The organism is Riemerella anatipestifer (genome assembly GCF_035666175.1).
Classification (GTDB): Bacteria; Bacteroidota; Bacteroidia; order Flavobacteriales; family Weeksellaceae; genus Riemerella; species Riemerella anatipestifer_D.
This window is the reverse complement of the sequence record NZ_CP142016.1, coordinates 2362814-2383562: the sequence shown is the minus strand read 5'-3', so window position 1 is coordinate 2383562 and position 20749 is coordinate 2362814. Positions and strand designations below refer to the sequence as shown.

15 protein-coding genes and 1 pseudogene are annotated in these 20749 nt (G+C 37.4%); 3 read left to right on the top strand and 13 right to left on the bottom strand.

The genetic code is table 11. The features are described 5' to 3' along the window. The first annotated feature begins 251 nt into the window (after positions 1-251). Positions 252-1370, top strand: coding sequence for a leucine-rich repeat domain-containing protein (locus tag VIX88_RS11930; protein WP_004918568.1), 1119 nt, complete (start codon positions 252-254; stop codon positions 1368-1370). Positions 1371-1471: 101 nt separating this feature from the next. Here VIX88_RS11930 and VIX88_RS11925 read toward each other — a convergent pair whose 3' ends face one another. The 12 genes and pseudogenes from VIX88_RS11925 to pnuC form a co-directional block, all read right to left on the bottom strand. After that, positions 1472-3685, bottom strand: a complete 2214-nt coding sequence (locus VIX88_RS11925) for a TonB-dependent receptor family protein (RefSeq protein ID WP_109475569.1) — start codon at positions 3683-3685, stop codon at positions 1472-1474. After that, positions 3666-5039 carry an HTTM domain-containing protein gene (locus tag VIX88_RS11920; RefSeq protein ID WP_013447188.1) on the bottom strand — a complete coding sequence of 458 codons (1374 nt, stop codon included), beginning with the start codon at positions 5037-5039 and terminating at the stop codon, positions 3666-3668. Before VIX88_RS11920 ends, VIX88_RS11925 begins: the two co-directional genes overlap by 20 nt. Then, positions 5029-6192: an imelysin family protein gene (locus VIX88_RS11915; protein ID WP_153928631.1), complete on the bottom strand. Its 1164-nt coding sequence runs from the start codon at positions 6190-6192 to the stop codon at positions 5029-5031. The genes VIX88_RS11920 and VIX88_RS11915 overlap by 11 nt, the downstream gene beginning before the upstream one ends. A gap of 10 nt (positions 6193-6202) precedes the next feature. Next, positions 6203-6970: a T9SS type A sorting domain-containing protein gene (locus VIX88_RS11910; protein ID WP_222535104.1), complete on the bottom strand. Its 768-nt coding sequence runs from the start codon at positions 6968-6970 to the stop codon at positions 6203-6205. Positions 6971-7004: 34 nt separating this feature from the next. After that, positions 7005-8186: a DUF4856 domain-containing protein gene (locus tag VIX88_RS11905; RefSeq protein ID WP_222535103.1), complete on the bottom strand. Its 1182-nt coding sequence runs from the start codon at positions 8184-8186 to the stop codon at positions 7005-7007. Between the two features lie 17 nt (positions 8187-8203). Then, positions 8204-8812, bottom strand: a complete 609-nt coding sequence (locus VIX88_RS11900; RefSeq protein ID WP_004918581.1) for a hypothetical protein — start codon at positions 8810-8812, stop codon at positions 8204-8206. A gap of 14 nt (positions 8813-8826) precedes the next feature. Then, on the bottom strand, positions 8827-9738 hold the full coding sequence (locus VIX88_RS11895) for a DUF4302 domain-containing protein (RefSeq protein ID WP_004918583.1): 912 nt from the start codon (positions 9736-9738) through the stop codon (positions 8827-8829). Positions 9739-9744: 6 nt separating this feature from the next. After that, a complete protein-coding gene (locus VIX88_RS11890; protein WP_064964772.1) occupies positions 9745-10653 on the bottom strand; it encodes a putative zinc-binding metallopeptidase in 909 nt (302 codons plus the stop codon). A gap of 8 nt (positions 10654-10661) precedes the next feature. Then, positions 10662-12134, bottom strand: a complete 1473-nt coding sequence (locus VIX88_RS11885) for a RagB/SusD family nutrient uptake outer membrane protein (RefSeq protein WP_214193902.1) — start codon at positions 12132-12134, stop codon at positions 10662-10664. Positions 12135-12145: 11 nt separating this feature from the next. Beyond that, positions 12146-15316 (bottom strand): SusC/RagA family TonB-linked outer membrane protein, encoded by a 3171-nt coding sequence (locus VIX88_RS11880; RefSeq protein WP_222535102.1) that lies wholly within the window; start codon positions 15314-15316, stop codon positions 12146-12148. A gap of 98 nt (positions 15317-15414) precedes the next feature. Beyond that, positions 15415-15652, bottom strand: a pseudogene (locus tag VIX88_RS11875) (hypothetical protein). A gap of 3 nt (positions 15653-15655) precedes the next feature. After that, entirely contained in the window at positions 15656-16321 is a 666-nt protein-coding gene (gene pnuC, locus VIX88_RS11870; protein WP_222535101.1) for a nicotinamide riboside transporter PnuC, read from the bottom strand. 199 nt (positions 16322-16520) lie between these two features. Between pnuC and VIX88_RS11865 the strand changes: the two genes are divergently transcribed. Beyond that, complete coding sequence (locus tag VIX88_RS11865) at positions 16521-18023, top strand: APC family permease (RefSeq protein WP_109475571.1); 1503 nt, start codon at positions 16521-16523, stop codon at positions 18021-18023. A 133-nt stretch (positions 18024-18156) separates the two neighbouring features. Then, positions 18157-18735, top strand: a complete 579-nt coding sequence (locus VIX88_RS11860) for a pyruvate decarboxylase (protein WP_153926652.1) — start codon at positions 18157-18159, stop codon at positions 18733-18735. Positions 18736-18822: 87 nt separating this feature from the next. Here the strand turns inward: VIX88_RS11860 and dnaK are convergent, their stop codons facing one another. Then, positions 18823-20730: a molecular chaperone DnaK gene (gene dnaK, locus VIX88_RS11855; RefSeq protein ID WP_064970289.1), complete on the bottom strand. Its 1908-nt coding sequence runs from the start codon at positions 20728-20730 to the stop codon at positions 18823-18825. Positions 20731-20749 lie beyond the last annotated feature (19 nt).

Here is a 20749-nt window from a genome sequence, read left to right as displayed (position 1 = left end):
TTTTATAGCAAAAACAATATACTGATTTTCAGTCTAATAAACAACTCTTGTTTTTTTCATTTCATAATGCACAACGGGTTTTATATAGAAAAAACTTATATGCGTTAGAATTCTTCATAATATCTATCATTCACAATCAAACTACTGAACTTATTAAAACTGATATTTATCATAATATATCCTTTCGTAGGTATTTAATTTGGATTTTCTTTATCGTTATTTTTATTTTTACAAAATCTAAATAAGCAAACATGAAAAAATTATTACTTAGTGGATTAGTACTATCGCATATGGTAGTTCTATCTCAAAATGTGAACATTCCTGATTCGGAATTCAAGCAAGCTCTCATTAAGCATTACCCCAAAATTGACACAAATGGCGATGGGGAAATTAGCGTAACAGAGGCAGAAGCCCTAACTGATAGATTGGATTTATCAGATAAAAAAATCAACAATCTTACGGGATTAGAAGCCTTCAAAAATGTGGAAGAAATACAATTATACTACAATACAGGGAGCCTTACAGAAATAGACTTCAGTGGAAACAAAGCTCTAAAGAGAGTTTACTTAGAAGGGTCTAATATTTCTTCCATAAATATTAGTCAAAATACAGAATTGGAGGATTTAAACAGCTACTATAACAATCTAACTTCCTTAGACGTAAGCCAAAACACAAAGCTAAAGATTTTAAATTTTGGCGACAACCAAATCAGTAATATAGACCTAAGCAAAAACCCAGAACTTATTACCTTAGATGGCTATAACAACCAACTAACTTCGCTAAACATAGATAACAATACAAAACTTACCAGCCTATCTTGCTACGGGAACAGCCTTACCAATATCAGCATTGATAAGAACCCCAAACTTGTAAGTGTAGATTTAAGCAATAATAAAATAGAAACTTTAGACGCCAGTAAAAATCCAGATTTGGTCAATTTATCTCTGGCAAGCAATAACCTCAATAGTCTAAACATTGCATTCGGAAGTTATGCTAATTTTTCGGGATTAGATATTACCAATAACCCTAACTTAACTTGTGTAAAAATTACCGAAGGCGAAAAAGTAAGTTCTACGTGGCAACAAGATAGTGGTGTAACCTATAATACAGATTGCGGTACTATGTCCACCTCCAACTTATCTTCTTCAAGCGATGATGTAACGCTTTATCCTAACCCTGTAAAAGATATTCTATACATTACTTCCAAGAAAACAGTTTCCGAAATAAACCTTTACGACGCTTCCGGAACGCTTATTTTATCCAATACCCACGGCAAAACTATTGACTTAAATCACCTAAAAAAAGGAGTTTACCTCCTATCAATAAAAGTGGACGGAAAGATGATAACCAAAAAAATCATAAAACAATAAACTACTAAAAATAGAATATCGAAAAAGCCGTTGTAACATTTGTTACAGCGGCTTTTTCATTAAAATATTATTTTCCATAAAACCAACCTATCTCCAACCGCCTACAGCTTCATTTCCAAAGTGAAATAATATTGGCGAGGAGCGGAAGGAATAATCCCTGGCCCTGGATACCCTGTGGCTCTTCGGGTAAAATAGACTTCATTCAGTACATTATTCACACCTGTTTCCAATCGGAGATTAGGCGTGATGCAGTACGAAAAAGAGGCATCTAATAGCTTATAAGCCGGTATGCTCCCTCGTATCCCCCACAGATGATCTGTTTTATCCGTAGGTTCATTAGTTGCCGTGGTAAATTGCTCCGACATATAGGTAAACAAAAGGCTTCCCAAAAAGTTACGGTACCCAAAGTTAAGCCCCGATTTTAAATTGACTTTGGGTACATATTCCACACGGTTGCCCTTAATCCCAGGTATCTCAGACTTTACATATTGAGAATGCGTGAGTGCTGTATTAAAAAACAAATTCCATTTCCAATGTTGCAAATTCCCTAAAAGAAGTTGGTTGATATTTACGTCTACCAACGATTCTAACCCCGCAATAAATGCCGCTCCTACATTAGTTCGTACCTTTGCTACATCGGAGAACAAGCCTTCCCTTTTTCTAAAAACATTATCTATTCTGTTATTATACCACAATCCAAACATATTGATGTCGTAAGACAGTGTATTTTTCCAATTCCCTCTTATCCCCAAATCTCCCGTATAGCCTGTTTCGTCCTTAATGTTGGGGTCTATCACTTGGGAATTATTTTCTACTCTAATATCACTAAAGGTTACAGAGCGGTAATTTTGGGACAAGTTAGTGTAAAATTCAAACGCTTTGGTAGGCTTATAAGAAACACCCAACCCAAATAGTGCGAAATTCCTTTGGCGTTTCTCTTGTTCTTCAAAGCGTTTGTTATAGATTACATTTCCTGCATTATCTTCTATCACCCTTTGGTACGCCCCATCTGCACCAGTATCTATAAACTCCCAACGCACACCAGGAACTACCGACCAAGAAGCTCCCAACTTAAATATATTCTCTGAAAACACCGCTATATTTCGGTTAGGATAGCTATAATCCGACTGAAAGAAATAGTTTTTATTAGTCTGGTCAAAGTTAAAATCTGCCCCAGAAAAAGCACTTCCCGGTCCTTGCTTCCCCGAGTTTTGAGCTTTATAATATTTACCTCCTACCAAAAAAGTATGGTTTTTATTCCCATATTGTTGCAGGAACCTTGCTTCTACTCCCCAATTCTTAAAATCTCCTGTAATCAAATCCCGTGTAGCCCCTTCATAATCCACATCTGCAACTCTGGACGGACGATACCCTAAAGAATAACGGGACGCTCCCAAGCCAAACCCACTTAAACTTAATTTGGCCCGAGGGGTAAACTGATGCTTTAATGACACATTCCAAAGGTTCCAGTCCACTTTAAACCAATTTCTTGCTCGGTTGCTTTGATAAGGATTTTGGTAGAACTGAAAATCGGTAAGCCCCCCAGGTTGATGTGCCAAATAATTAAAACGGGTAAACTCCGTACTGATACTTGTTTGAGGCGTTATCTCATAGTTTAAATGAACATAAAAGTTTCTGGCATTATATTCCGAATTTTCTTGAAATCCGTCCCCTTGCTTATAATTAAAAAAGGTATAATAAGACCACTTGCCCACCGTTCCGCTCAAAGCATTGAAACTCGTATAAGTATTAAAACTTGCATAAGTATTCCTGCTGATAAGCTCCAACGGTTGTGTTTTAGTTGGCGTTTTTAGTTTAAAATTAAGCAACCCTCCGAACTGTGTCCCGTATTGCAACGAAGCCGCTCCTCTCACCACCTGAATCTCCTCCAATGCCTCTGCAGGCGGTGTATAATAACTCTCTGGATAACCTAATACATCGGCACTAATATCGTACCCATTCTGTCTGGTGTTAAAGTTAGCAGAACGGTTAGGGTTAAGCCCTCGCCCTCCTATGTTGAGCTGAAGCCCCCCGTCGTTACTATCAAAAACATTAACGCCCGATACTTGGGAAAAGACCTGTCTGGGATTATTAAGGGCTTTATTAGCCAACTTTAAATCCATTAGCACCACTTCCGTTTTTTTAGCGGCAAAGATGCTGGTGCCTTCCACTTCCCTCAATTTTCTGGATTCAAAGGCTTCCAACTTTCTTTTAACCAGTTCTACCTCCTGTATATCCTTGATTCTTTCTTTGTGTTGAGCATTCAAAAATAATGGTGCGGTAAGCAATGCAATGTTACAAGCCTTTAATAACATCGTTGAAAGGTAATAGCCATTTCTTTGGTAAAAATGATTCTTCTTCATTAGTTAAATCTACATTAGGGTTAATATACAACTGGCTTCTCCTACCATTGAGAGCCACATACACCTCGGCATAGACCTTGGCGTTTTTTACTCCTTTTTCCCTTTCAAAATAATCCTTTAAAAAGTGGGCGTATTCTAAAATAAAATCAGGTTGAAATGCCATCTGTTTTTCTTGTGTAGGGGTGAGAAAATCCGAATTTTCCACTCGGTAATATTCCTTAGTTTTAGGATTATAGACTTTAAACTCTGCATAACCGCCTTTTTCCATCAGCATCACCCGCCAAGAAAATCTAAAGCCCTCCTCCGTCCAGAATAATTCCCCCGGATAAAGCAAATACCGCCAAGGCAGTAACACTTGAACGGTAAAAAATAAAACCAAAATTCCACAGATAGGTTTCTTGAAATACGGCGCATATTGGTAAACCTTGCCATTAAAGTAAGCCTTAAAATCCCATTTGAAACAAGAGTACAGCCTGTACCAAAACTTCTGATGCCATTCGGAAGAAAAGTAAATCGTAGCTCCAAACATCATCACAAAAGGAAAAATACCAATAGGAAACAACCACCAAGTGAGCGTATGAAAAACCACCACACTCCCAAATGCCCAGCCTCTGGTTTTACGATATAATAGTAAAAAAGGGATACTCAAATCGTACAATGCTCCTGCCCAACTGAACAAATAGGCGGTTATAGTTTTATCCATCAAACCACCTATCAGCGGAAGATGAAACTTTGAAGCCAACCATAACTTGAGCGGCATTGCTTCCAATAGCCAATCGGAATTGAGCTTACACACACCTGCATAGAAATAAACCAAGCCTACCAGAAACTTAATGGCGTTAATCGTCCATACTGGAACAAACTCTCTTTTCTTTTCGGGATTGGCTTCCGCATCGGCAGAGAAAGCCACGTTCATCGGTAAAAATATCAACAAAAAGCTCAAAATACTGATAAAGTAATAATGGTTAAGATAATTAGTCTTATCCATAAGTTCGATGTAAGTAAACGAAAGGAAAAAACCAACGATTGCCATTCGGTAATACCGCCCCACCATTACTAAAAAAGCCATTAGCCCCGCAAACAAAAATAAAGCGTAGGTATAATTCCCCAGAGGTTTTACCCACTGAAAACCGTAATAACTAAAGAAAAAACGAGGTTCTATATACAGACGCTCTATCCAACCGTACAGAAAAAACCGAGCGATGCTTACCAGCATTAGCAATCCGAAAAACAGCCTATAAGTCCCCAAAACGGCAGAACTTACAGGCTTTTTAAAATACTGATATTTCCAGTCTTTAATCTCCATCGGTATCCATATAAGAAATGGTGATATTGAGCGATTGTGCCATATCCACTTTCAGTTTAGAAACATTCTGCTGAAGACTGAAATAGGCATTTTTCATTTGAGCCAAATCTTGGGTTATTTGGATTTTAAGATTGGGATTAAGAGCTTCTATATTTTTTATGGCTTCCTCAAACTGGCGGACAATGTCTTGTGATAAAGTCTTGTGATGAGCATTCTTGGTCGCCATATAGTCTATATAATGTTGTAGCGACTTGCCACTTTTACCGTTAATCCCTTTGCCTTGAAAAAATTCCAGCATTGCTTTCGTTCCCAAGAGAGCGTACGCTCTACTGTACTGGGGAGCAAACTGGCTTTCTATCAAATGAGGTTTAGGAGCTTCGCTTTGTGCCAGGAACATCGGCGTTAAAACACCAGACGGATAGCCTATCTTAGCTGCACGAAGATTTTTCTCGTAATACTGCACATAGGCATTTACCATTAGACTGATGCTTCCAGAAGCGTTGCTATCCGTATTTTCTACAAATTTGTTTCGGTAACCGCCCTTCCAATCTGCTAAAACTTCGGTAGCCGATTTTAAAATTTCCGCAGACAACGCCGATAAATAAGCCTTATAAGCCGCTGCCTCTTGCCCCGAAGTGTATTCCATTAAAATAGCGTTATCTTCGGGCTCCAAGCCATTCACCAAATAATCTATCGCAGGAAGCCCTTGGGCTATTTTACCCCCCTGAATTTCCGAAAGTTGACGGAAATTATAGTTGTGGTCTTTCGCATTTTGTTTTATCCGTTCCGTATTGGTAGGGTAGGTATTCACCCTATACAGAAAATTCATAGAAACTTCTTCCGCCTTACCCAAACGATAAAAACCAATATACTGGTAGGCTTCGTAAGTCTTATTAAGTGCTTCTCTCACCTCAGTTAGATGAGTCTGATTGGGCTCTTGTGCAAATGCTTTAATCTTTGTATCCAAATTGGTCGCCTCATCTTTAAACTTTTCCGTATAGGGAATGATAAAGTTATCTGCCCAATGCCTGAGCATTTCTTTTCGGTCAAATCCATCGTCCACCTTTGCGTTTTCCGTAGGGGAATCGTTACCGCCACAAGAAAACAATACCAAACAAAAGAGTGCTGAAAAAAATAGTTTAAAATAATTCATTACGACTGTTTTATAATCTTATTTTTTTACTGAATGCCCCTTTATCTGTTTCTACCAACACCAAATAAATACCGTGAGGTAAAGCCGACAAAGTTATCCTATCATTGGAGCTCACCGTTTTTGTAACATATAATTGTCCTCCAACGCCATATATTTTAATAGTTACGGGTTTGGTTGTAAAAACTTGGAGTTCCTTTCCTTGGGTATGGAGCTGTACTTCTTTTTGCGAAGACCACTCTTGTGTCGCCAGACTTCCCTGCTTATAAAATTTGAAATCGTCTAATCGGATGACTTCCGAGCCACTTCCCGAAGTATTGAGGTTAATGTAAAATCCTGCTGCATCTGCTGGTGCCACAAATTCTTTTTCTACCTTTTCCCATTGTTCGAAATTAGTAGTAGAATGAGTGTAATCATAATCTTCTCCACTTGTCGTTAAAGGCAACCTTCCCGAGTCTTGCCATCTGAAACGGTGAACCGCTTTTCTATCTGCACCGGCAGAATACACATAATAACTCAAAATATACTTCTGACCTGCTTCAATCCCTCGTCTCAATTCAAATTTTATATTCTTGCCATACCCCAACTCCGCACTGTAAGTGCCTTCTTTCGGAGTATCGGAAGACTGTACGGCATTGCCCGTCCAATCTTTAGGATAGTATCTGCAATTTCCTAAGTAGCAACTGCTACTCCATTCTTCCAAACTTGGGTTGGTTATCAAATTTTGAGAAAATAACAACGAGGAGCTAAGTATTCCTACGGTTAGTAAAAACTTTTTCATTTTTTAATGGTTTTTAGATTGATAGTGATTATTTTTAAATTTCATTGACTTTAAATCCGAATTTATCTGCTATCTGTTTGGACAAATTAAGTAGTGAACCTTTGGTCTTTTCATCTGCCGCTAAGCGGTCCACGTCCCAAAAACCGTGCTCTCCCTTAAATTCGGCTAAAATCCGATTGATTTCCGCTGGTGATAAATAAGACGAACCGTCTTCTTTTCTGGCAGCATTAAGGGCATAGATGAAACCATAAGCCTCCGACAAACCGTGAAATGCATTTCGAACATCTTCTCTTAAATCTGGAATGCCTTTCTTAAGATAATAAATAGCTCTGGCCGCAAAGAGTTTGTTTAATTCACCTCTTATAATGGCTGCTTGTTTTTTCATTTCGGTATAGTCTTTATCCACTACCGCTTTTCTTCCTTTATAGAACGCTGTGTAAACTCTTTCGTCTATCCCCGCCAAAAACGGCATATCTTTAGTTTCTTTCTCCAAATAATAGGCAATAAACAATGGCGTAAACTTAGAGTTTTCTCTTCCCATATACGCATAAGCCCTATCCCAATGATGCTCTAAAGCCGTGTATCTCTTCCCAGTAACCATCACTAAGTTGCTGTTATCTTTTTGTAATTGGGCATCGCCAAGGACTTCTTCCCCTAAATGCTGATTGAGTACTTGGTCTAACAAAGCCACTCCCATAAGTGCTTTTTGCAATACTTGCCCCGTTTCTATACCGTAAGCATCTACATATCTTCGTTCTTCTTCGTACCCAATGAACCCTGCTTGACCTTTTTTAGCTTCCAATCCGCTATTATCTGATATGGCTTTCAACTCACCAAACATTACCTCTATTTCGTTGCGGACGGTAGTTTGTAAAGCTGTTTTGGAGGCATAATAACTGGAAGCTGCCGTAATATCTTTCATACTCAAAGCGTAAACACTTCCCTTCCTTTCGTAATAATTTCTGGATTGAGAACTGGCGATTTTCATTCCGTTATCCAACAAATAAAACAAGTCTATCATTTCCTTTCCCTGTTCTAAATCTACTGTGGAAAGTCCGTTTCTTGAAAATTTGTACTCGTAAGACTCTTTAGTAACAGGCGGAAGAACCGAAGGCGTTTCCACTCCAGAAGTTTCTCTTGAACAAGAGGTAAAGCACAATGCAGAAAGCATTAAAGCTAAAATAATTTTATTTTTCATAATTAAACTTTTTATCATTTATCAAGTTATTTTTACTACGGTAAAATGATTTTTTCGCAGTAAGGTGTAAGCTCTGTAAAACCGTCCGAATAAACCGATGTTTCGTATTTAATAACGGGAGAAACCACTATCCCATCGTCCGATTTGGCTTGAATACTCGCATTGAGGGAGAATAAATCATACCCACCCCCGTGGACGGAAAGATAAAGCGGATACCCTGATTTTACTTTAAACTTAATTTCGTATTCCTTGCCTTCTTCTATGGTTGGAGGTGTTCCTCTATTATCTTTGTAGCTTCGTAAAACCACCAACTTTTTATCTACTCCCACATATTTCAAATCAAATTGGGACATTTTCTGTCCTAAAGGAAAGGTCTGCTGCTCTGTGTATTTAAACTTTAGTGTTACGATATAATCTCTAAGCTCTTGGCTCATATCAACGCCTGGGTAAACAAAACTGAGCTCGTTTTCCGTAGGCTCACAGACCGTAGGAGTCATATTGGTATAATCTATATTGGGGTTATCAATTTTACCTTTGTTTGGAAATAAAGCGTGATAGTCTTCTTCTGGCAAATCGGCAACTCTTTCATTACACGAAAAGAAAATAACAACAAGTAAACTCCACAAATAAGTTATTTTTTTCATAAGATTAGTATTTTTTATTTTATCGTAATTAAGGCTTCGTAGCCGTTTACCACCGATTTGTAAGCCTCACCTTCTTTAGTAAAAACCCTAAATTTCGTTTGGTCTGTAAGCTGTATTCCTGGATAGAAAAACAACCCCTCTTGCGTAGCCACATAACCAGAAGCCACCCCAGAATAATAAGAACTATTGTAAAGATTAGGTTGCCAGTTCTTAACAAAGGCTTGGTATCTATTCTTTACATCTTGCTTTTTATAAGGTAAATTGCTTTGAAACAAAACACCGCCCTCCGAATCTTTTATCGTTAAAATAGGATTGTAGAGTCTCTCGTAATTTATTTTGTTTTGATACATCAAATTCATTCTATCCGATGCTTGTTTTCCGTTAAGTATGGCTTTCTTCATTACCAAATATTCTCTATTGGTATCCAGATAACGGTTGGTACGGAATATTAAGTTGCCCTCGCTGTCTTTTTTCCAAAATAGAAAATCACTTTTATTCAGTTGGTGTATGTAGTTGTAAGTGGTAAAACTAAGTTGAGTGTAGGAACTTTGTTTCACTTCAAAATCACTTGTTTTGAGGTTATTTGCAGCGTTATAATCGGTATCGCTTAGCATTTCTACCGTTCCTTTTTCATTAAATTTCATATAGAATGTATAACCTCCTTGCCCAAATTGTCTTTCTAAAAAAACAATAGCGTTATCACTCGTCTTAATATTTTTATTCGGGTCTGAAAAACGCAAAGAATCCACATCTGGAAAATAGGTAAACCACCACCCTTCCTTAGCTGAAACCAACTCATTCCTCAATGCAGCGATAGGCTCTTGAGTTCTTTGAGAAGGTGTTTCTTTGAAAATAGTTTCATCTTTATCTCTACAAGCTCCCACTAATAGAAACAAACTTACAAAGACGATTATCGTGTTTTTCATAAATTTTTATTTTAAATAAGTTTTTAATTTCACATTGGTTTCAAACTGCAACCTATTGAAGTTAATTCCAAAATTTTCATTGAAATATTTAATCACAAAAGCTCTTTTTTCTGTGAGGGTCTTTACGGCTTTTTTGGCTCGTTCTCTATCGGCAGCATCATAAGGGTCTTCGTACCCCGCATAGCTGTATATCATATAATCTACCTCCTGTCTGGTATTGCAAAGTAAAGCACTTACTGTTTCTGCAAAATCTTCCTCTACCCCACCTCTTGCCGCTAATAGGCTATAATAACCAAAGTCCGATGCTCTGCTTGTAAGGTCGTAGAGATTGTTAGGACTTGTTTGTCCCCAAGTTTCGCTATAAGCATTGAAATTGAGTTTGGAAAACGCTTCTTTATCAAAAGGTTTAGATTGTATTAAAGCCTTCACAAACTGATGGTGAGCCATACGCATTACCTTTACCACACTTGCCGAATCGGACTTAGAAAACTCATTCACTCGGTATAATGGCATCTGCCCGTGAGCGTGATTGCTTCTCATTTGCTCATAACCTTCCGAATCTAAGTTTTTATCTCCGTAAACATAAATTTCCTTCGGGGCGTACTGCTTTACAAATTGAGTTCCAGCAATATTTTCATAGGCTTGTAACCATAGAGAATGTACCGCCTCCATCACTGGTTTCACTTGTGCTCTACTCGGAGGTGTAGCCGCGTTATTAAGTCCCGACACATTGGCGTCCCAGCGGTATTTTACTTCTATGTTATACGGCTGGGTATAGGTTTGGTAAAGCCATCTATCCAATTCATCGGTATTTTTAATTTCTGGCACAAGCACCGATTCCGAGTTTAAGGTCTCTCTGTCATTACAAGATACCAAACCTGCTATAATTGACAATATCCAAAATATCTTTTTCATCTTTTCGTTTATCTGGGGTTAGCCTCCAAGCCTAATTTTTGAGCCTGAAGCGGAATTTGAATTTGTTTTCTTAAATCTTCTTTTCTTAAAATTTTGTCAAGGCTGTAAGTTTCGCCCGCTGTATTTCTATTCACAGAAAGGTAAAAGCGTTTAATATCAAACCATCTCAACCCTTCGTGCACAAACTCTCGTCTTCTTAGCTCCGCAATGGCATTTACCAACGCTCCTTGATAGAAGGTAAGATGGTAAAAAGGAGTATAATTTTCTTGCCCTGACTGAAACGCTACCATCAACTCGTCTTTGATGAATGTTTTTTGCGACTTGGCTTTCATAAAGGTAATGATGTCGTTGGTCGCAAAATCGTACATTTGCTTCATCGTATAAGCTTCTGCACGGTTCAGGAGCACCTCATCGGTCGTGAGTAAAACATTATCTACATAAAGCTCTCTTGGATTGGCACTTACATCTTGGAATTTTTGTAATTCTCTGAATTTATTCACATATCGGTTTCCCGTATTACTCCCTCTCGTTAAGTACCAAAACGAAGCCGAGTATTTGGGAGCATAATTAGAGAAAAGTTCTTTTCTTTTATTCTCGCTAACGGCATATTTTAGTTTGGATACCTCTCTTTTCCAACGAGATTCCGTTGAGGTAATCAGCAAATTACACTCTTCATCTGCCGAAGAGTAAACTTGAGGAATAAGTTCTGGCGTGGATAAAAAAGTTTGATATTTGCCCGCCCAATCTCTTATTTTAGCCAATGGATTATCTTCCAAAACATAATTAGCGTAAGCAATGACTTTATCCCATTCCCCTTTGTAAAGGTAAAATCTGGAAGCAAAAGCGTAACCCGCTTTTTTATTGAAATGATACTTCGGTAGTTTATAATAGCGGTCATCAACTGCCGCCAAACCCAATAGCAAATCTTCTTCTATCTTGTCATAGACTTGGGCTACTGTTAACCTCTTATATTCTGGTAATGCCTTTTTTTCAGGTTGCGTTACATAAGGAATACCCAAAGCCGTAGAGTTAGGACTGTAAGCCTCTGCCCAAATATTAACGAGCATAAAGTGCAGATACGCTCTCACCAACAGCGCTTCTCCGTAAAGGGCTTTAATTCTGTCCGTTTTATCGGGAAACTGTTTCAAATAGTCCAATGCGTGGTTGGCTTGGGCAATGCCTCGGTAGCAATCGTTCCAATAATTCAATGGAGTATCCAAATCTTCCTGTTCAAAATCTCTCCAATAAAAAGAAGCCTCGTTTAGCCTTGTATGCACTCCTTTTTCCACCACATCTACATTATCCGTCATTGGTTCTAAAAACGGGAAATAACTGGCTCTGGGATAAGCCGCTGTAAGTAGCTCTTCTACTTTTTGTTCCGAATCTATTTCTATATCCAACTGGGAATCTGGCATTTCATCTAAATAACGGTTACAAGAAAGCATTGCCGTTCCCAGTAAAAAGTATATTATTTTTTTCATTTCTATTGATTTTAAAATCCTAAATTGAGACTTACCGAATACTGTTTTGCAATCGGGGTAGCTACGCCTCCCGCACGATAAAATTCAGGGTCTTGCCCTCTTAGATTTTTATCGTAATAAATTAAGAACGGATTGGTAACTTGAAACCTAAACGCCAATGAAGTCATTCCCCACTTTTGGATATATTCCTGCGGAATTTTGTATCCTACGGAAATATTTTTCATTCTTATAAAACTTCCGTCCGCAATTCTCAACTGCGAATAATTATAAGTATTATAAGCTCTTTCGATATTTTCTTTCCCCATAAGGGTTATTAAATCTTGAGACGGAATTACAGGTACATTGGTTTTGTATTCGTCCCCTGGATTGAGCCAACGGTCATAATAATATTTTGAAAATACATTAAGGTCGCCATAAGCAGGGTCGTAAGTCGGCTGAAGTCTTATTTTATTTCCCGCTTGAAAAGTGATGAAAAACGAAATATCAAAATTTTTGTATTCAAAAGAGTTAGAAAAACCACCCGTAAAGTTGGGCTCTACCGCACCATTATACTTTAGATAGGACAAAGAATAATTGGTGTCAGCAAAGTCGGCTCCCGAAATGTGAGCGTATAAATCGCCTCCCTGAAACGGATAATTCCCAAAATCAAAAGTGGGTAAACCTTGCCCATCTAACCCTTGAAACTGAAACGAGAAAATAGACCCTCTGGCATAGCCTACCACATTGCCTCGTCCTGTACCAGAAACCAAATCAAAAGTATTTGGATTATTAAGCAATCTCGTGATTTTCTGTTTAAAATAACTCAAACTCAAATTGGTTTTCCATTGGAATGCCTCGGTTTTAATATTGGTGGTATTAAGCGTGAGTTCTATCCCTTTGGTTTCCATATCTCCGAAGTTAGCATATTTGTAATACTGTCCGCCAATCCCAGAAGTTCTCACCAAATCAATCAAATCAAAAGATTTTCTGGAATAAACATCTACGGTAGCATTGATGCGATTTCTGAACATCCCCAAATCCAACCCCAAATTGAGTTCGTACATTTTTTCCCAAGTTAAATCCCTGTTTTCCAAATGCAAAACATTAAGTATATTTTCCCTATCGGTAATTTGGTAACGATTGGTAACACCACTTCTGAACACCGCCAAAGAATTGATGGCGTTTTCGTTCATTTTAGCCGTTAGACCATAACTGGAACGAATCGCCAGTGTGCTAAGCCAAGCCACATCTTCAAGAAAATGCTCCTTATCCACATTCCATTTCGCCCCCACATTCCAAGTAGGCAACCAACGAGTCTTTGCCCCTTTTCCTGCAATATTGGAACCTTCATAGTTACCCACCGCATTAAAAACATATCTATTCTTATAGGCATAAGTGGCATTAGCCGAAAAAGTAACCCCTCGATCCTGCCTTGTCATCAATCCGAAATAATCTAAATTATCTGCAATTAATTTTTGAAATACCAATGGAGAAGTACGCACCTGATTTCCTCTATCATACTGTATTCCATAACCTTGAAAAGGCGTTACTGTTCGGTCAGCATATCTAATTTCTCCAAATCCAAATAGTTTTAAATCGTGTTCGTTCCATTTATTGTTATAATCTAACGATGTTCTCACCAAGTAACTTTCTAAAGTATTGGTGGTTTGATTGAATATTCCTCCGTGTGGCAATACTAATTGCGGTTGAGCCAAAGGATGGTCTGCATCTTTAAATAAATATACATTCTCTGCTCCCACAGCCGCATTATCATTGGCTCTAAATGCCAAAATGGTATTAGAATTTTCTTTAACATAATGCTTGTTCTCCGTCTGTGCACGGCGAGCCACCGCTAATAAATTCCCTGTTAATTTTTTATTGAGTTTATATTCAAGTTCCGTCTGCACCTTCAAATCCAAAACTTTAATATCCATATAGTTATTTTGATATTCGTTAAGAATATTGAATGGTGCCCAGTTATTCCGATAATACTCTAAATTTCCATACTGGTCTTTGGCACGCAATGTACGGCTAGTATTAAGGGCATAAGAAAAAGGATTGATATCAAAATCTCTCTCAAAAGAACCAATGACGGTATTTCTTCTTTGAGAAAAAGTGCCTGGCGCTTTCTGTTCCCTTATATTTCCTTGCGTTACAATATCCAACTTGAGGTTATCATTAAGGTAAAAAGTATTTCTCAAATTGGCCGTAAGACGACTGACCCTATCCGTAACAGACCAACCCGCATCATTGAAAAATCCTAACGAAGCATAATTGGCTGTATTTTTACCACCTCCAGAAAAACTAATAGTATGATTTTGGGTTGGCGTAATATTGAATAATTGTTTAAACCAATCGGTATTGGCATATTCGTGAGTTCTAAGAAAAGCTAAACGAGCTTCTTCGGTGTTTTGCAATAAAAAAGTACTGGTATTAGGATTAAAGGTATTGATGGCATCATACATTCTATAATAAACGCCTCCCCTTCTTCCATAATAAGCATTTGCCATAGAGAAATACCCTTTTTTCTCCATTTCCCGATAGATAGACATCGTCTCTTGTGAGTTAAGCAAGTCATAGTCTGCATAAGACGGAATGCTTCTATAAGTTTGCTCGTAATTGTAAGAAATTTTGTTTGGTGTATTTCTTCTCCCTGATTTTGTACTAATTACAATAACTCCATTAAGGGCTCTTGCACCATACATAGAGGTTGCAGAAGCATCTTTAAGCACCTGAATATCTTGTATATCCGAAGGATTTATCCCCGCAATGGCAGAGCTTACTAAAGTAACTGCATCTCCAGAAACTAATTGGTCTAAAGTAAGACTCACAATATCCTCGTAAACAGCACCATCTACCACCCAAAGCGGTTGTACATTACCCGTGATAGACGCTCCTCCACGAATGTTAATCCTTGGAGCCGCTCCAAAAGTTCCCGTTACATTCTGAATATTCAGCCCTGCGACACGACCTTCTAACATTCTGGAAACATCAGGTATCCCATCCAGTTGTATATCTTTCATTTTTACCTGAATGGCAGACCCTGTAAACACTCTATTCTTTACCTTAGTGTATCCGGTAAGCACGACTTCATCAATGTCTTTATTTTTTAGAGTATCCTTTTGAGCATAAACACTCTGCCCCAAAAAGAACACTACTGACAAAGGTAAAGCCGTCCTGCAAAAATAATTTTTCGTTTTCAAGTCTTATCTTTTTTGACAAAGATAAAACTTAATTAGAATAAGTCCAAATAAAAATATATGATAAATATCAGTTTATTTAGAATAAAAATAAATTAACTTCAATTGTTTTGCATCAATTTTTTGGCATATTGTTTAGAGAAAATAGCTTTATCTTCCTGTAGTTGTTCCGTTGTGGTGGGTAGATTATAAGAAAACAAAACTTCATTGTTATTATCCATAAACTGAAGTTGTTTTTCTTCACCATCTATCATTTGGGCAAAAATATCCCACATAGAAACATCTTTTAACTTTAGTAATTCAAAAAAAATCATTCGCTTTTATATGTACTATTTTCATAAATTATGCATTTTCAACTGAAATATTTTTTTTCCATTTTATATACCCTATAATTGCCAATATGGTAAATATAAAATACTGTACTGAAGTTATCCCTAAACCTTTATAGAGATACATAGGCACACTAATAAGGTCTCCCAAAATCCAAAACAGCCAGTTCTCAACTTTCCTTTTCGCCATCAGCCACATACCTACTAAAAATATAGCCGTTGTTACAATATCGGTATAGTTCATCCAGTCTAGATGATACCAACCCAATTCAACACCTTCCATAGAAAAATTTTGGTCGATATAAGGTTTAAAATAGTAGATAATCCCTACCAAAACCACACTCAATACAAATAGCCCCACCGATATTAACCAATCTTTTGCCGTAGCCCTAGTCGCTTGAATATAAACATTATCCACCGAATTCTGAGACCACAATATCCAACCATAAATACTCATAACAGTATAGTAGAAATTAATCATCATATCTCCTAAAAGCCCAAATTTGAACAAGAGATATACATAGATAATGGTACTTACGATACCCGTAGGATATACCCAAATGTTTTTCTTCATAGAAAAATAAACACTCAGCAATCCAAAAGTACTAGCTACCATTTCCAAAATAATTTGGTAAGCGCATATTTCGTAAGGTTTCAAAAAAAGCTCCTCAAAATTCATAGCCCCAAATATAGTACAAAATATTGAGCCTTATGGTCATTTAAAAATCATCAAAAAACAGATTGAAAAAATATCAATTACTTAAAAGTAAAATCAACTAAAACACACCTATCATTCATTATTTTTATTATAAAGATAAGTTACTTAAGCTAATTTGTTTTATATTCGCAATGTTTAATAAAATTTAACCCAATAAACTATGTCTAATATTTGGAGGAAAAAACCCATAGGTGCCTACGAAGCTGATATGAAAAAAAGTGAACTCAAACGAGTTCTTGGAAAATGGAGTCTTACCGCTATTGGAGTGGGAGCCATTATAGGTGGTGGTATTTTTGTACTTACAGGTACAGGAGCTTACTATCACGCTGGTCCTGCTTTAGCACTTTCATTTGTAATCGCTGGGATAGCGTGTATTTTTGCAGCTTTGTGCTATGCTGAATTTGCCTCATTACTTCCTGTGGAAGGCTCTGCGTATGCCTATGCTTATGGTACTATTGGTGAAATTTTCGCATGGCTTATAGGCTGGGGACTTGTGCTAGAATACGCTATGGGCTCCATGACGGTAGCTGTATCTTGGTCGGGCTACTTTAACAAGTTATTAAAGATCGTAGGCATAGAAATTCCTTATTATCTTACCAACGATTTTGCTAGTGCCAAACAATATGCAATTAACCACGGTTTAACTGAACCTTCTTTTGCTTTTAACCTCCCTGCGTTTCTTATCGTGCTATTAGTAACCGCTATTCTAGTAAGAGGGACTAAAGAGGCTGCTGGAACTAATAATATGATTGTTTTATTAAAAACTTCAGTAGTGGTTTTCATTATCATTGTTGGGGCATTGTACATCAATATGGATAACCTTACACCTTTTATTCCTGAAGAAACACTGATTAAACAAGCCGATGGACACCTCGGTAAAGCCTATGGTATTTCAGGCATTATAGCAGGAGCCTCTGCCGTATTTTTTGCTTATATTGGATTTGATGCTATTTCTACTCAAGCAGCGGAAGCTAAAAACCCTAAAAAAGATATTCCTTTTGCTATCATCACCTCTCTTTTGGTGTGTACAGCACTTTACATACTAATGTCGTTAGTCCTTACGGGAATGATGAACTATAAAGACTTTGGTTCTGTACCTGATGCACTTACCGCTCCTGTTGCCATCGCTTTTGAAAAAGCGACAGGAATGAGTTGGGCTGTTATTCTCATCACGGTAGCTGCAACAGTAGGTCTTATCTCTGTTCTATTAGTAATGATGCTTGGTCAGTCTAGAATTTTCTTAGGCATGGCAAAAGATGGTCTACTTCCAAAAATGTTTAAAGATATTCACCCTGTAAGAAAAACACCTTATAAAAACACCCTGCTAGTAGGTGCTATTGTAGCAACAGTAGCTGCTTCTACGCCAATTAGCACTTTAGTACACATGTGTAGTTTTGGGACACTTTTCGCTTTTGCAATGGTTTGTTTTGCTGTTTGGTTATTGAGAGTTAAAAAACCTGAGCTTAAAAGAGATTTTAAAACACCTATGCTTCCTGTGATAGCAAGTCTAGGGATTTTAACCAACATTTACCTCATTTGGAATTTAGAAACCTCCGCTATCTATATGGCTATAGGTTGGTTGATATTTGGTATTTTGGTTTACTTCCTCTACGGAAGACGCAACTCTGTACTGAATAACGGTGGTTACGATGAATACGAATAAAATTCAATTTCAATAAAAAAAGAGTCTTTAAACAAAGGCTCTTTTTTTATGATTGCATAGATAGATATAAATCTTGCTTAAAGGTATTGCACCAATGAGCTTTAAAAGAGTATATTTGTAGCATAATATATATATGAAAAAGGTACTAATTTTAATAGGTATATCTAGTTTTTTTATTTGTACTGTTGGGTGTGCAGCTTGGGGAGATAGCCTTGGCTACCTGAATAAGAATATCAAAATAAAAAAAGTAAAAAAAGTGGTTTACTTTAATCCACTCGTCGTGCCTGAAATCCCTGAAATATATGCTCCTACCTACCATGCATTCTATAGTGCCGCAAGCGATTTTTTAAAAGACAAAAACAGTGGTAAAATTGTAAGAGTAGATTGTGCCATGTCTTACGATAATATCGATACTGAGTATATCAAAGAAATCTGCCTTAATAATAATGCTGAGGTCGCTTTAATCCCAAAGGTAAAGTATTTTAAAGTAGGTTTCGGACGCTATGTTTTTTCTAACCAAGTGCTTGTAAGTGCTAAACTTTATGACGCAGAAGGAAATTTCATCATTGAAACCTCTTATGATACCTATAAAGGAAATGCTAGATTACTAGGAAATGCTGAAAACTCTGTAAAAATAGGGACTATAGGTATGTTAAAAAAGATGAATAAAGAAATCAGACGCCACAAGCTAAATTCTGAAGAAAAATTATAAAAAGAATTACTCTCCTATTATTTATATAGTAAAAAAGGGAACTCTAAACGAGTTCCCTTTTTCTTTTGTTGAATATACAATCAACTATTATTTTACTTCTTCAAAATCTGCATCTTGTACATCATCTGCAGCATTACCTGTGTTAGCTTGTGCTTGTTCTGCACCTCCTTGAGCTTCAGCTTGTGCTTTGTACAACTCTTCTGATGCTGCCATCCAAGCTGCATCTAAAGCCTCAGACTTAGTTTTAATATTTGCCATGTCTTTAGCTTCATAAGCTGTTTTTAATTCAGCTAAAGCTGTTTCTATCGCTGATTTTTTATCCGCAGAAATCTTATCTCCAAATTCTTTTATTTGCTTTTCAGTTTGGAAGATTTGTCCATCTGCTTTGTTGATAAGGTCAGCTTCTTCTTTTTTCTTAGCATCTGCTGCTGAATTTTCTTCAGCTTCTCTCTTCATTCTTTCAATTTCTTCATCAGAAAGACCAGACGATGCTTGAATTTTGATAGATTGCTCTTTACCCGTACCTTTATCTTTTGCAGAAACGCTCAAAATACCGTTAGCATCTATATCAAAAGTTACCTCAATTTGTGGCACACCTCTAGGTGCTGGCGGAATATCTGTAAGCTCGAATCTACCGATTTCTTTGTTATCGTTAAACATTGGTCTTTCCCCTTGTCCTACTCTGATAGTAACCGCAGGCTGGTTATCTACCGCAGTAGAGAATACTTCTGACTTTTTAGTAGGAATGGTTGTATTAGCCTCTATCAATTTAGTGAATACAGAACCCATAGTTTCTATACCCAAAGAAAGAGGTGTAACATCTAGTAACAATACATCTTTAACATCTCCTGTAAGAACTCCCCCTTGGATAGCCGCACCTATAGCCACTACCTCATCTGGGTTTACCCCTTTAGATGGAGCTTTACCGAAGAATTTCTCTACTGCTTCTTGTATCGCTGGAATTCTTGTAGAACCACCTACTAAGATAATTTCATCAATATCAGAAACGCTCATACCTGCATTTTTAAGAGCAGACTTACAAGGCTCGATAGTTCTTTGAATTAAATCTCCTGCTAATTGTTCAAACTTAGCTCTAGTTAATGTTTTAACTAAGTGTTTTGGACCTGAAGCCGTAGCTGTGATATATGGTAAGTTGATTTCTGTTTGAGTAGAAGACGATAATTCAACTTTTGCTTTTTCTGCCGCTTCTTTCAATCTTTGAAGAGCAATAGCGTCAGATTTTAAATCTACACCTTCTTCCGCTTGGAATTCAGCCGCCATCCAGTCGATAATCACATTATCAAAGTCGTCCCCTCCTAAGTGTGTATCACCATCGGTAGCCTTTACTTCGAAAGATGCGTTACCATCTACCTCGTACATTTCTAGTACAGAAACGTCGTGAGTACCACCACCACAGTCGAACACCACTACATTCATATCCTTCTTACCTACCTTATCTAGACCATAAGCTAAAGCTGCTGCAGTAGGCTCATTGATAATTCTTTCTACCTTAAGACCTGCGATTTCTCCAGCTTCTTTAGTCGCTTGTCTTTGTGCGTCGTTAAAGTAAGCAGGTACAGTAATTACCGCACGAGAAACTTCTTGACCTAAATAATCTTCAGCCGTTTTCTTCATTTTTTGAAGAATCATCGCTGAAATTTCTTGAGGTGTGTATTCTCTATCTCCAATTTTAACTTTAACAGTATCGTTAGAACCTTCTACCACTTGATACGGAACTCTAGACACCTCGTTAGCATCTGCTTTAAAATTAGCTCCGATAAATCTCTTGATAGAATAAACTGTATTTTTAGGGTTTGTAACCGCTTGTCTTTTAGCAGGGTCCCCCACCTTTCTCTCACCATCTTCAGTGAAAGCTACAATAGAAGGTGTTGTTCTTTTTCCTTCTGCATTAGGGATTACCACAGGGTCTTTACCCTCCATTACTGCCACACAAGAGTTAGTAGTACCTAAGTCGATTCCTATAATTTTACTCATTTTAATTATGTATTTTTTT